This window comes from Streptomyces sp. DSM 15324 (assembly GCF_001514285.1).
Classification (GTDB): Bacteria; Actinomycetota; Actinomycetes; order Streptomycetales; family Streptomycetaceae; genus Streptomyces.
In genome coordinates this window covers 154225-166510 of record NZ_KQ949029.1, presented here as the reverse complement: position 1 = coordinate 166510, position 12286 = coordinate 154225, and the positions used below count along the sequence as shown (strand labels likewise).

13 protein-coding genes are annotated in these 12286 nt (G+C 70.8%); 12 read left to right on the top strand and 1 reads right to left on the bottom strand.

Annotated features, from left to right (window positions below; all coding sequences use genetic code 11):
- Positions 1-24 precede the first annotated feature (24 nt).
- Complete coding sequence (locus tag AQJ58_RS22780; protein ID WP_067253403.1) at positions 25-606, top strand: DUF4383 domain-containing protein; 582 nt, start codon at positions 25-27, stop codon at positions 604-606.
- A gap of 5 nt (positions 607-611) precedes the next feature.
- Here AQJ58_RS22780 and AQJ58_RS22775 read toward each other — a convergent pair whose 3' ends face one another.
- A complete protein-coding gene (locus tag AQJ58_RS22775; RefSeq protein WP_067252878.1) occupies positions 612-1712 on the bottom strand; it encodes a MerR family transcriptional regulator in 1101 nt (366 codons plus the stop codon).
- Between the two features lie 239 nt (positions 1713-1951).
- On the opposite strand from AQJ58_RS22775, the gene AQJ58_RS22770 reads away from it, so the two are divergent.
- The 11 genes from AQJ58_RS22770 (at position 1952) to AQJ58_RS22720 (ending at position 12284) form a co-directional block, all read left to right on the top strand.
- Complete coding sequence (locus AQJ58_RS22770) at positions 1952-2605, top strand: RNA polymerase sigma factor (RefSeq protein ID WP_079079122.1); 654 nt, start codon at positions 1952-1954, stop codon at positions 2603-2605.
- Between the two features lie 213 nt (positions 2606-2818).
- A complete protein-coding gene (locus AQJ58_RS22765; protein WP_067252874.1) occupies positions 2819-3253 on the top strand; it encodes a hypothetical protein in 435 nt (144 codons plus the stop codon).
- Between the two features lie 662 nt (positions 3254-3915).
- Positions 3916-4740: a 2-amino-3,7-dideoxy-D-threo-hept-6-ulosonate synthase gene (locus AQJ58_RS22760; RefSeq protein ID WP_079079121.1), complete on the top strand. Its 825-nt coding sequence runs from the start codon at positions 3916-3918 to the stop codon at positions 4738-4740.
- A complete protein-coding gene (locus AQJ58_RS22755) occupies positions 4737-5927 on the top strand; it encodes a 3-dehydroquinate synthase II family protein (protein WP_067252872.1) in 1191 nt (396 codons plus the stop codon). Before AQJ58_RS22760 ends, AQJ58_RS22755 begins: the two co-directional genes overlap by 4 nt.
- Positions 5928-5933: 6 nt before the next feature.
- Positions 5934-7364: a class I adenylate-forming enzyme family protein gene (locus AQJ58_RS22750; protein WP_067252870.1), complete on the top strand. Its 1431-nt coding sequence runs from the start codon at positions 5934-5936 to the stop codon at positions 7362-7364.
- A 55-nt stretch (positions 7365-7419) separates the two neighbouring features.
- Complete coding sequence (locus AQJ58_RS22745; RefSeq protein ID WP_199844653.1) at positions 7420-7695, top strand: acyl carrier protein; 276 nt, start codon at positions 7420-7422, stop codon at positions 7693-7695.
- Complete coding sequence (locus AQJ58_RS22740) at positions 7692-8021, top strand: hypothetical protein (protein ID WP_067252867.1); 330 nt, start codon at positions 7692-7694, stop codon at positions 8019-8021. The genes AQJ58_RS22745 and AQJ58_RS22740 overlap by 4 nt, the downstream gene beginning before the upstream one ends.
- Entirely contained in the window at positions 8011-9186 is a 1176-nt protein-coding gene (locus tag AQJ58_RS22735; protein ID WP_067252864.1) for a beta-ketoacyl-[acyl-carrier-protein] synthase family protein, read from the top strand. The genes AQJ58_RS22740 and AQJ58_RS22735 overlap by 11 nt, the downstream gene beginning before the upstream one ends.
- Positions 9183-10079 (top strand): hypothetical protein, encoded by an 897-nt coding sequence (locus AQJ58_RS22730; protein ID WP_067252863.1) that lies wholly within the window; start codon positions 9183-9185, stop codon positions 10077-10079. The genes AQJ58_RS22735 and AQJ58_RS22730 overlap by 4 nt, the downstream gene beginning before the upstream one ends.
- A complete protein-coding gene (locus AQJ58_RS22725; protein ID WP_067252862.1) occupies positions 10066-11733 on the top strand; it encodes a class I adenylate-forming enzyme family protein in 1668 nt (555 codons plus the stop codon). The genes AQJ58_RS22730 and AQJ58_RS22725 overlap by 14 nt, the downstream gene beginning before the upstream one ends.
- On the top strand, positions 11730-12284 hold the full coding sequence (locus AQJ58_RS22720) for a hypothetical protein (RefSeq protein ID WP_067252860.1): 555 nt from the start codon (positions 11730-11732) through the stop codon (positions 12282-12284). Before AQJ58_RS22725 ends, AQJ58_RS22720 begins: the two co-directional genes overlap by 4 nt.
- Positions 12285-12286: the final 2 nt, after the last annotated feature.

Here is a 12286-nt window from a genome sequence, read left to right as displayed (position 1 = left end):
GCCGTGAGGGGGAAGGGAATCGCCGTGAGACTGAGGGAGGCACTCCCCGTCGACCACAAGCCGGCCGCGGTCCACCGGTACGGTGCCGCTGTCTGCGGACTGACCCTGCTGGTCTTCGGCGTGCTCGGATTCGCCGATGAGCTGAGCCCGTTCGACACGGACGGGAAGACCATCGCGGGTATGTCGACCAACGGCGTGTTGAGCCTCGTCTCCGTCGTCGTCGGCCTGGCCCTCGTCGGGGGCGCCGTCATCGGAGGCGACTTCGCGTCCACGCTCACCATGGGCGTCGGGGTGCTGTTCCTGTTGAGCGGCTTCGTGCACCTCTTCACCCTCGACCGGCCCGCCAACTTCCTCGACTTCGGCATGACCAACGTGGTGTTCAGCTTCGTGATGGGGCTGATCGTCCTGACCTTCGGCATGTACGGGCGGGTCTCGAGCAGGCTGCCGTACGACAATCCGTACTGGCGTCGCCGGCATGCCCGCGAGGTGGCCCGCGCATCCCTCTCCGCCCGCCGCAGGGCCGCCGCCGGACCCCTTCCCCTGACGACGGGCGGCTCGGCCCGGGAGCGGACGCCGGCGGCGAAGCGCGATCCGAGCGAGGCGTAGAGGGTTCAGACGTCGTCAGGACCCCGAGTCGCGAGTGCCTGGAGCATGTCCAGGGCTTCGCCCAGGCCGCGGGGACGCAGCAGTCCGGGCGGCCGGCTGCGTCCCCAGCCCGGACCGCTGATGAGCACGTGGCTCTGCGTCCGGGCACCGCGGATGCCCCAGCGGGTCGCGGCGATGTGCTGGGCCAGCGGCATGCTCACCGTGGAGGGCGACTGCGACCAGAGGACCACCGCGCCCGGCCCGACGCGCCGCACGGCGGCGATGAGTGCCTCCCCCGGAACGGCGCTGCCGAGCATGAGCGTCGGCTCGCCGCGCTCCGCCAGGGCGGCGTTCAACGCCTCCAGCGGCAGGGTGTGCTGCTCACCCGGCAGACACGCCAGCAGCACCGGTGAGGACCGCGTACCCCGCAGAAAGGACGCGGCCTCCGCGTAGACATGGCGCAGCGTCGCCGAGACGTGCCACGAAAGAAGGTGCTCCACTTCGACGTACCGTTCGTCCGCAGACTGCCACTTGCGCCCGACCGCCTGCAGGGCCGGAGCCATGATCTCCTCCCAGGCGACGACGAGGCCGTGGGCGCGGATCGCCGAGACGAGTCGCTCCTGGACAGCGAGCGCGTCCATGCGGACGGCCGCGCGGGCGAGGCCCCTGCATTCCTGGCGCACGTCGCCGAGCGGCAGTCCGCTGCCGGACCGTGAGGCGTAGGGCGAGGCGGGAACGGCCGCCGGCGGGGTGGTGACGTCCCGGGAGCGGGCGCGGTGGCGCGCGGGCCGGTCCCCGTCACCGGCGTGCTCCTTCGCCGCCTTCGCCGCCTTCGCCGTCTTGTGTGCCTGCTGTGCCTGCTGTGCCTTTGCCGCCTTCGCGGCCTCCGCCGGCGGGAGACCTTCCGCCGTCAGACGGCACATCTCGAGGACCATGTCGACATCGCCGGGCGTCCATCTGCGGTGGCGTCCCGTCGTCCGGGTGGCGGGCCCCAGCCCGTACCTGCGGTCCCAGGACCTCAGCGTCGTGGGGGAGACCCCGAGGCGCCTGGCCAGCGAGCCGGTGGTCACCCCCGTCTGCGGGGGGACGTCCTCGCGGGACGCCGCACCGCCGGGTGCGTCGGTCATGATCGTCGGTCACCCCCTCCGGCCACCCGCCGCTCGTTCCGTCGCGGCGACGAAAGTCTTTGACGCGCTTCTTCCGCCGAAAGGCGCCCCGCGGATGCACCGGGACGGGCGGAGAACCGTGCCGCGCACAGCAGGCATTCGATGCAAAGACGATGCGAGTTGTCCGGAGTGCATCGATTCCGCACGGTGGGGGAGTCGGAGTCGCTCCGGGCGACCAAGGGCTCAGCGGAGGAGAAACCATGACGACCGCACTGCACAGCTGCTCGGCGCCCGGTGACCACCCCGCGCCCGGCGCGCCGCCCCGGACACCGCCGGCCGACGCGGGTATCGCGGATATCGACGGCGCAGACCTGGTGGACGGGTTCCTCGCAGGTGACGAGGGGTGTCTGGAGATCGTCCACCGCCGCTGGAGCCCCCTCGTCCACACCCTCGCCCGGCGCTCGCTGGGGGATGCGCGAGAGGCGGAGGACGTGACCCAGGTGGTGTTCCTCGCCGCATGGCGCGGCCGGGCCGGGTTCGCGCCCGACCGCGGCACCCTGCCCGGATGGCTCGTCGGTATCGCCCGCCGGAAGATCGCCGACGCGCTGTCGGCCCGTACCCGGCGGACCGAACTGGTGGCCGCCGCCGGGGCCGCGCTGCTGCTGACGGCCGACGACGCGGTCGTACACCCGGAGGCGGCCGTCGAGCGGGCGCTGCTCGCGGACGAGCTGGCACGGCTTCCGGTGTCGCAGCGCAGGGTGCTCAACCTCGCCTTCTACGACGACCTGACCCAGAGCCAGATCGCCGAACTCACCGGCTGGCCCCTGGGAACCGTGAAGAGCCACGCGCGCCGCGGCCTGCACAGGCTGGCCGGCCGGCTCGGGAAGGACGAGGACACCGTGGACGCTGACTGACAGGCAGTGGTCTCGTCTGGGTGACGTGATTTAACTTCAAGCTGACGATATGAGGGTGGTGTGCCTTGCCCGTCCGGGTTACGCCGCTTCAACTGCCGTACGGGAGAACCCGGTGACCACCATGCTCCGCCTCATCCCGCAGGACCCTCAGTGGCTGCACGACTTCTACACGACTGAGGAACGCCTCCTGGCGCCCTACCATGGTGGAGCAACGTGCACCACGCGTTCCCCGGCGTCCTGCGTACCCGCCGGTCGCTGCGCGATCCCGCGCACGGCAGCAGACTCCGTGCCCCGGACGGCAGACGCCTCGTCCCGCTCCACCCCGTCACCGTGGACGAGGAGGACCTGCGCGGCCTGAGGCGAGTACGACGGGCCCTGCGAGCCGGTGCGAAGGCCAACCCGTCGTTCCTGGTCACCCACCACCCCGACGGATCCGCGGACATCGAGAGAGTGGCCAGTCCCGGTGACTACACCGGCACGGTCGACCGGACGGTGGCGGTCCTGAACCTGACCCCCGACGAAGACGTCGACCTTAAGGGGGACGGAGCGAGCGCGGCGGCCAGTAACGAGCGCTTCGTGGGCCGGCTGGCGACGGCCGCCACCGCAGGGGACTTCCGGGAGCGCGCGATATACCAGCTCCGGTACTGAGGCCGGTCCCTTCCTTGTGCGCTCCAACAGCACTCCGACAGCATTCCGACAGCCCTGTACCAGGTTGTGGTTAAGGCGTTAATCACTCAACCTACGGGGTCACGGCCGCTGGCTCCGGAGTGGTCACCCGCTCGGCGCCTTCCACGGCATCGCGAAGGAAAGCATTGCAGCCGATGCCGTAAGGCGTGGCTTCGCGATCCGGACCATCGACAAGCTCCCCCAGAGAAAGGTGCGCAATGAGCGTTCGTCGAGTGAAGGACCTTCCCGACGGATTTTCACTGAACCAGTCAACCGCGCCGAATGACAGTGCGGATTGAGCCTATCCAGCCACGGGGTGAGGTGTGAACGGCGGTGCCCCCGTCGGCCACCCGCTTGCCGCGCGGAGAGGATCGGATCACCCTAGGACGCCCGACCTGTGACAACGCAGTCAAGGCGGAAGGATGTCACCCAAAAGAGGCCGAGCGAAATGCCGTCGCATAGCCATGTGAAACCCTGCATGAATATTTGGAGTGATCACGGCTTGCCAACGCCTGATCACTCGCGGAATGCTGAGGGCGGGAAGCTTGAAAGTTTTACAGTCTTTCGGGCGCAGCGGCCGCTTCTGCCTGTTTCCGCCCGGCTTTCCAGAATGCAGCCCCCGTACCGGGAAGGCCTATTTTTCTATGCTTAAATCCGGCAAACTCTTGCGCTTGAGAAGACTTTCTTTGGCGCGGGACGGACGGCATCTGCTCATCCCTCTCGACCACAGTGTTTCGGACGGCCCGATCGTCCCCGCCGACAAGTGGGACAGCCTGCTCCGCGAACTCGTGGACGGCGGCGCCGACGGGATAATCGTCCACAAGGGACGCGCCCGCGCCCTCGCGCCGGACATCCTCAAGAAGTGCGCGCTGGTCGTGCACCTGAGCGCAAGCACCGCCTGCGCGGACGACGTGAACGCCAAGGTCCTGGTCGCCGATGTCGAGGAAGCGCTGCAGCTCGGCGCGGACGCGGTGAGCGTCCATGTGAACATCGGTTCGGAGACCGAGAGCCGGCAACTGGCGGACCTGGGGGCGGTAGCCCGTTCCTGCGAGGCGTGGGGGATGCCGCTCATCGCCATGATCTACCCCCGCGGCCCTCGTATCGAGAACCCGCGTGACCCCGCCCTCCTCGCCCATCTGACCAATGTCGCCGCCGATCTCGGCGCCGACATGGTGAAGACCTCGGTGGCCCTGCCGCTGGAACGGATGGCCGAAGTGGTGGCCAACAGCCCCATCCCCGTCCTCGCGGCCGGCGGTCCGCCGGACGGCTCCGACCTCGTCGAGTACGGCGCGGCCGTGATGGCCGCGGGCTGCCGAGGGCTGGCCTTCGGCCGACGGGTCTTCACCTCCCCCTCCCCCTACACGACGGTGTCCCGGCTGGCCGCGGTCGTGCACGGCGGCCATGGAGGTGCCGAGGGCATGGATCTGAGAACAACCGACTACTCGACGATCGTGGCAGGTGTCGCATGAGGTTCGCATGGATCGATCTCCGTGAGGTCCCCCGGCCGCAGCTCCACGCGGTGGTGGACGCGGCCGTTCACGCACGGATGGCCGGAGTGGTCTCCAGCGACGCGGAACTGCTCGCGACCCTGCCGCCGACGGTCACCAGGGTCCTCGTCGCCGACGCCCCGGTTCCCCCCACGCCGACGGCGGGGAACGCGAAGAAGTCCGGGGAGAAGGAAGCCAAGGACGGCGCCGTCCCGAAGGAGGCCGGGGACGCGAAGCCCGCGGGATTCGACGTCCTGCTGCGGAGGTTCGGCACCCAGGAGGAGCTGGACAACCTCTCCGTCCGGGACCGCTCCTCCGGCGCTCCCGTCGCCGGCTTCATCGACGTACGGGACGACCGCACCCTGCGGCTGTCGTGCTCCGGCGCCCTGACGCTCCCCTACACCGTCATCCACTTCGCCGACCCGACCAAGATCCCGCTGGAGATCGTGCTCGCCGCCGCAGAGTCGGCCGAGGGCAAACTGGTGACCGTGGTCGACGGCCTGGAGGAGGCCGCGATCGTCTTCGACGTCCTTGAACGCGGCTCGGACGGCATCCTGTTCACCCCCCGCGGTGCGGACGAGGTGTTCGCGCTGGCCCGCCTGCTGGAGGCCGGCACTCCCCAACTGGAGCTGTCCACGCTGACCGTGGAGAACATCCGGCACGTCGGGCTCGGCGACCGGGTCTGCGTCGACACCTGCTCGCACTTCGAGGAGGACGAGGGAATCCTCGTCGGCTCGTACTCCTCCGGGTTCGTGCTGTGCTGCAGCGAGACCCACCCGTTGCCGTACATGCCGACCAGGCCGTTCCGGGTGAACGCCGGTGCCCTGCACTCGTACACTCTCGGTCCCGACAACCGCACCAACTACCTCAGCGAGGTGGGTTCCGGCAGCACCCTGCTGGCGGTCGGCGCGGACGGACGCACCCGGCGGGTGGTGGTCGGCAGGGCCAAGCTGGAGTCCCGGCCGCTGCTGGAGATCCGCACCCATGCCGAGGACGGCCGTCTGGTCAGCCTGACCGTGCAGGACGACTGGCACGTGCGGGTACTCGGCCCCGGCGGCAAGGTACTCAACGTCACCGAACTGCAGAGGGGCGACGAGCTGCTCGGCTACCTGGCCGCCGACAAGCGGCATGTCGGCCTGCCCATCGGTGAGTTCTGCAAGGAGGCCTGACGCCCCATGGAGATACGTGCGGCGGACCTGGGGGCGGGCGACGGCAACGACGGCATGGCGTCCCTGGTCCGAAGTCTCCTCGACGCGCAGGACGACCGGCTGCCCTACCTGATGCACCGCCAGGAGACGCTGACCCGGGGAGAATTACGGGAGAGGGTGGCCAAACAGGCCGCGACCTTCTCCGTGTACGGCATCGGCCCGGGCAGCACCGTGGGTCTGCGGACCCCGCCCAGCTTCACCCAGGTCGAGGTGCTCCTGGCACTGTGGTCGCTCGGCGCCCAGGTGCTGCTCTTCGACTTCCGGCTCAAACTGGCGGAGGTCGAGCACCTCTGCGAGTCCTGTCGCCCGCAGTTCATGGTCAGCGCCGGAACCAACGTCCAGGCCACGTTCGGGTTCCGGTCCGAGTACGAGGTGGTCACCGAGCGTCGTGGCACCGGTCGGCCGGCCACCACCGAGCACCGGCTGGTGCAGTTCAGTTCGGGCTCCACCGGACGACCGAAGGTGGTCGGCAGAACCGCCCGCTCGCTGGCGGCCGAGGTGGAGCGGTTCACCCGGATTCCCGGTATGCCGCAACAGGGCGACCGACTGCTGCTGCTCAGCTCGACGGCACACAGCTTCGGTCTGGTCGCCGGGCTGTTGCACTCCCTCGTGACCGGTGTTCATGTGGTCTTCGCTTCCCGGGTATCCGCGCGGGACATCCTGCGGACGGCGGTGGACCACCGGATCACCGCCCTGTTCGGGGTGCCGATGCACTACGAACTGCTCGCCTCCGCCCTCGATCCCCCACCGCTGCCCGAGCTGCGGATCGCGGTGTCCGGCGGTGAACTGATGCCCGTGCAGGTCGCGGCCCGGTTCGCCGAGCGCTACGGGATCCCGGTCGGCGAGTCCTACGGGACCACGGAGACCGGTGTGGTCGCCATGGACGTCGGCGGCACGCTGCGACCGGCGGTCGGCCGCCCTGCTCCGGGCGTGGTGGTGCGGGTGCACCGGGGTGAGCTGGACGTCGCCCTCGACGAGTCGCCGTACCTCCACGACTCCGGCGGCACCCAGTACGGGGACGGCTGGCTCCACACCCGGGACCGGGCCACGGTGGACGCCACCGGTGCGGTGCTGGTGCAGGGCCGCGCCGACTCCCTGGTGGTGATCGGCGGCCTCAAGGTGGACCTCGTCGAGGTCGAGAACGTGCTGCGCGAACATCCGGCGGTGGAACAGGCCGTCGTGGTGCACGAGAGCGTGACCGAGGCGTACGTGGTGATGGCCGCCGGGTCCGGCCGGCCGTCCGCGGAGGAGCTGTTGCGCTGGTGCCGGCAGCGCATGGCCGACTACAAACTGCCGCGGGTGATCCGGCAGTTGGAGTCCCTTCCCCGTACCTCCAACGGGAAGCTGCTGCGCCAGAGTGCGGCCTTGCAGGCGACAGCGACCTCAGGCGGCGCGTAGCTGGCTCCAGCCCCCCTTTTTTCGAGTTCTCACCCTTCATGTGGAGATTCTGATCATGAGCACGTCGACGCTGGAAGACGAGATCCGCGAGTTCGTCCTGAACGCGGTCATCGACGACATGAACATCCTGATGAGCCGCGACGGCATCACGGACGACAGCCCGGTGACCGTCGGCGGGCTGGAGGTCGACTCACTGAGTCTCATCGAGCTCACGCTGCGGCTCGAGGCGCGGTTCGGAGTGGAGATACCGGACACCGACATCGAGCCTCTGGCCTCCCTGACCCTCGGCGGACTGGTCGCCGAGGTCGTCCGCCGCGGTGCGAAGGCATGAGCGCCGAGGCCACCGCGTCCCGCGCGGACTCCACGCTCTCCGTGTTCACCCTCGACACCGTCCGGGAACTGCTGTCGGACCGAAACGTCTTCCCGGGGTTGCCGGACGACCTCGACGAGGACGCCGAACTGGTGCTGGACTCGCTCGGGCTGGTGTGGCTCCTCCACGTGGTGGAAGAACGCCACGGCCTGGTCGTGGAGCCCACCGACGAGGACATCGCCGGGATGACGTCGCTGCGTCGGCTGACCGACTACCTGCGCGCCGCGGAGCGGGGCGGAGCCGCGGAAGCGGCTGAGGACGAGGGGTGCGACCGCGATGAGCCATGACGTCACGGTGACCGGATTCGGGGTGCGCACCGCGTTCGGCACCGGCGCCGAGGCCCTGCGCCGCGGGGTCTTCGCGGGAGTCCCGGCGTTCGCGCCGACCACGCGATTCGACACCGGCCCGTACCGTACGCCGATGGCGGCCGCCGCGTCGGACGGCCCCGACGCGGTCGAGGACTGGGCGCTGCGTCACGCGCTCGCCGAGTGCGGTGCCGAGGCCCTCGACATGGCGGGCCTGCACCCGGGCGCTCGGGCCGCGGTCCTGCTGGGCGTCGCCGGAGACCACACGACCGTCACGCGGTACTGGCGGAGCAGTGACGGGGCACCGGCCGCCAACGGGGTGCCGGTCTCCGACGCCGTGCCCGCACGGCTCGCCGAGTCACTGGCCGACGGCCTCCGACTGAGCGGCCCGCGGCTGACGTTCACCAACGCGTGCGTCGCCTCCGCCGCCGCGATCCTGCACGCCTGCCGGCTGATCTCCTCCGGGCGGACCGATGTCGCGGTCTGCGCGGGCGGTTACCTGGTGGAGGAGGAGACCTTCGGGAAGTTCGACTCCGGGCGGGCGCTGTCGCGGGACGGCACGGTGCGCCCGTTCAGCGCCGACCGCAGTGGGCTGCTGCTGGGCGACGGCGTGGCGGTCGTCGTGCTGGAGTCCGCCGAGCACGCCCGGCGCCGCGGTGCCCGGCCGCTCGCCTCCGTGGTGGGCTGGGGAGCGGCCACCGACGCCCACCACATCGCCCAGCCGCACCCCGACGGAGCGGGTCTGGCGCGTGCGGCGCGGCAGGCGGCGCGGCGGGCCGGCGACCCGTACGGAGCCGCCCTCGACTACATCAACGCCCATGGGACGGGGACCCGGTACAACGACGGGGCCGAGACGCGGGGCCTGCGGGCCGCCTTCCCCGACCGGGCGGAGTCGATCCCGGTCTCCTCCACCAAGAGCACGACCGGTCACCTTCTGGAGGCTGCGGGCGTCGTGGAATTCGTGATCACCCTGCTGGCCCTGACGGACGGGGTACTGCCGCCGACCGCCGGCTTCACCTCGCCGGACCCGGAGTGCGACCTCGACTACGTGCCGAACCGGCCGCGCCAGGCCGAGGTGCGCCGGGCCCTCACCGTCAACGCCGCGTTCGGAGGCGCCAACACCGCACTCGTCCTGGAGCGGCCATGACCACCAAGCCCGTGCTTCGCTCCGCCCTCGGCGTCCTCGCCGTCGCCACCGCCACCCACGGCACCGGCCGGGACGACGACATCCCGCTGCCGAGGCTGCCCGGCTTCGTGGAGTCCGCCTTCAGCCCGCTGGCGTACGAGGTGAGCCGACGGTGTCTGACCGAGCGGCCCGATGATGCCGGCTCCCGTTCGAGTGAGGCCGGCAGTGGGACGGGGGAGCGCACCGCGGTGGCGCTGGCCAGCCTGACGGGTGACACCACCACCGCCGACCTGGCCAGCCGGCGCATGGTCTCCGGAAAGGTGCACAACCCGCTGCTGTTCATGCAGGCCACCCCCAACTCCGTGCTGGGACACATCAGCCGCGAGTTCGGGATCACCGGGCAGATGTTCAGCGTGTCGACCCTCGCCGACCCGGTGACCGAGTTGCTCACCCTGGCGGACCTGCTGCTCGAGGAGCCGGAGCTGGACCGCGTCCTGGTACTGGGTGTCGAACTGGGCGGCGGCGAGCGGCTGGCCGCCGTGCACCGGGAACTGGCCGCCGACAGCGGCCGTCCGGTCCCGGAGCTCCCGGCGTCCGCCGGCTACGCGGCCGCGGTGCTGCTCGGCCGTCCGGGCGCCGGCGCACCGGTGACGGTCCGATCGGCCGAGACGGCCCACGGCCCCGGCCACGACCCGCTCGACAGCGGTGCGCTCCGGCACCGGGGGAGCCTGCAGAGCCTGTTCGAGCTGGCCGAGGCACACCGGCGGCTGCTGCGGGAGGGCGGCAGCCACCTCCTGGTGACGGAGCCCGCCGAGGGCAGCAGCGCGGACGCATTCACGCTCACCGCCTGCGCGGACGCGTCCGCGCAGGCCGCCACCGGAAGGAACGAGAAGAGGACCCATGCTCATCAGTAGGCAGGAGCGGGCCCTGATCTGCTCCGACACCGAACTGGGCGCCGGCAACGTCCTCGCGCGCCTCAGCGCGTACGGCCGTCCGCTCGACGAGGTCGTGCTGCGCACCGACGGAGGCTGGCGGGCGCCGGACGGCAGCCGTCCCGAGGAGCTGACGCTCGGCCGGCTGTGCGAGGCGGTCGAGACGTACGCGGGCTGGTACGCCGCCCAAGGGGTAAGGCCCCGCGACCCGGTCGCCGTGCATTCCTTCTCCAGCGCCGAGTACGCGGTGAACTTCCTGGCGCTGACGTCCCTCGGCGCGATCCCGTCGTTCGTCAACGGGAACCTGGGCCCGGAGATCGCCCGGGAGTACATCCGCAGGCAGGGTGCCGTCGGCGTCTTCACGGACGAGGCGCACCGCGAGGTCGTCGCCGGCGCCGGGCTGGGCTTCCAGGTCACGGCCCGCGACATCCGCCCCGCGGACCGCGCCTCGTTGCCGCCGGGGTACCCGTACCGGCACGACCCGACCGACCCGGTGCTCATCTCGCACTCCTCCGGTACGACCGGGATGCCCAAGGGGGTCCCGCACACCCACCGGACGCTGATGTACGCACAGCTGCACCGGCTGCGCTACTCCACGGGCACCGACATGGAGCGCACGCTGGTGGGGCTGCCCGGTGCGCACAACGCCATGGTGGCGACCCTGCTCTACTGTCTGCTGCTGCGCACCGACATCAGGCTGCTCTCGAGCCAGCGCGGTGCCGATGTGCTCGACGCCGTCGAGGAGTTCCGGCCGACCGTCGTGCTGGCCTTCGCGGGCACCTTCGGGGAGATGGCCGCCGAGGACCTGACGAAGCGTGACCTGTCCAGCGTGCAGGTGTGGTTCAACACCGGGGACGCGGCGCACGAGGCACACATCCGGGCGCTCGTCCAGCACGGCGGTCACCTCGAGGTCCGCCGGGACCTGGGCCGGGTGCAGGTCGACGGCTCGGTGTTCGTGGACGGGCTCGGCTCCTCGGAAGCCGGCTACTCCGTCTTCCACAACCGCCACACCAAGGACACCTCGGCCTACTCGCGCTGCGTCGGCAGACCGATCAGCTTCGCCGAGGCCGCCGTTCTCGCCGAGGACGGCACCCCGCTGCCACCGGGGCAGGTCGGCCGGCTGGGCCTCAAGTCCCCGACCCTCACTCCGGGTTACTGGAACGACTCGCTGACCTGGAACCGGATGCGCCTCGGGGGCTACTGGCTCACCGGAGACCTCGCCCAGCGAGACGAGGACGGCAACTTCTACCACCTCGACCGGGTGCCGGACGCCATCCGCACCCGCGCCGGGATCGTCTTCAGCACCCGCACCGAGGAGGTCCTGCTGGCCGAACTGCCCGCACTGACCGACTGCACGGTCGTCGGGATCGCCCCGGACGGGGTCCGCGCGGACTGGGACGGCGACGGTGTGGCCGAGGCGTACGCACTGCTCCAACTGGCCGACGACAGCGGCGAGTCGGAGGAGGCATGGACGGCGCGGGTCAACTCCGTACTGACGCGGGCCGGGTTCCCGCCGATGGCACGGGCCCTGCCGATGAAACCGGAGGACGTGCCGAAGGGCGCCACCGGAAAGGTTCTCAAACGAGTGATGCGCGACCGGTTCGCCGCCGTCGCCGCCGAGGAGTTGCACGCATGAGCACGGAAACGTCCGGCGACGCGGTCAATCACCGCGCCCGGGCCTCAGAGGCGTACCGGTTGTGGTGGCAGCACGACGCCCACTGGTACCAGGGAGTGGCCGCGCGGTTCGGGCAGGAGACCGCGAACGAGATCAACGCCGAGGCGCTGCGCAAGGTGGCCGTGCACGTCGGGCAGCGTGTGGCCCGTCTGTCCGGAGCGCTCCCCGACACCGGGGACACCGCGAAGGACCTGGAGGAGCTGCGCCGGCGCTACGACAGGTGCGGTGACCGGATGTTCCCGCCGGAACTGCGCAACGCCTCCACCGAGGTCGAGGACGGCGACACCATCGTCCTCACCCTGAGGCAGAACTTCGCCGTCACCATGGTGCGGATGGCCGGTTCCCTGGAGGGCTACCGCTGCCCGTGCACCGACATCCACGCCGGCTGGTCCGAAGGGCTCGGCGTGACTCTCACCGAGAACCGCGCGGCCAGCTGTCTGCGCGAGGGCGACAAGGCGTGCCGGCTCCTGATGCGCGTCGCCACCCCCGTCTCGTCCCCCGAGGAGGACTGATC

Excerpts from the sequence above, each read along its gene's own strand:
- AQJ58_RS22775 (WP_067252878.1), bottom strand. The coding sequence starts at position 1,712 with ATGACCGACGCACCCGGCGGTGCGGCGTCCCGCGAGGACGTCCCCCCG.
- AQJ58_RS22770 (WP_079079122.1), top strand. The coding sequence starts at position 1,952 with ATGACGACCGCACTGCACAGCTGCTCGGCGCCCGGTGACCACCCCGCG.
- AQJ58_RS22760 (WP_079079121.1), top strand. The coding sequence starts at position 3,916 with ATGCTTAAATCCGGCAAACTCTTGCGCTTGAGAAGACTTTCTTTGGCG.
- AQJ58_RS22755 (WP_067252872.1), top strand. The coding sequence starts at position 4,737 with ATGAGGTTCGCATGGATCGATCTCCGTGAGGTCCCCCGGCCGCAGCTC.
- AQJ58_RS22750 (WP_067252870.1), top strand. The coding sequence starts at position 5,934 with ATGGAGATACGTGCGGCGGACCTGGGGGCGGGCGACGGCAACGACGGC.
- AQJ58_RS22745 (WP_199844653.1), top strand. The coding sequence starts at position 7,420 with ATGAGCACGTCGACGCTGGAAGACGAGATCCGCGAGTTCGTCCTGAAC.
- AQJ58_RS22740 (WP_067252867.1), top strand. The coding sequence starts at position 7,692 with ATGAGCGCCGAGGCCACCGCGTCCCGCGCGGACTCCACGCTCTCCGTG.
- AQJ58_RS22735 (WP_067252864.1), top strand. The coding sequence starts at position 8,011 with ATGAGCCATGACGTCACGGTGACCGGATTCGGGGTGCGCACCGCGTTC.
- AQJ58_RS22730 (WP_067252863.1), top strand. The coding sequence starts at position 9,183 with ATGACCACCAAGCCCGTGCTTCGCTCCGCCCTCGGCGTCCTCGCCGTC.
- AQJ58_RS22725 (WP_067252862.1), top strand. The coding sequence starts at position 10,066 with ATGCTCATCAGTAGGCAGGAGCGGGCCCTGATCTGCTCCGACACCGAA.
- AQJ58_RS22720 (WP_067252860.1), top strand. The coding sequence starts at position 11,730 with ATGAGCACGGAAACGTCCGGCGACGCGGTCAATCACCGCGCCCGGGCC.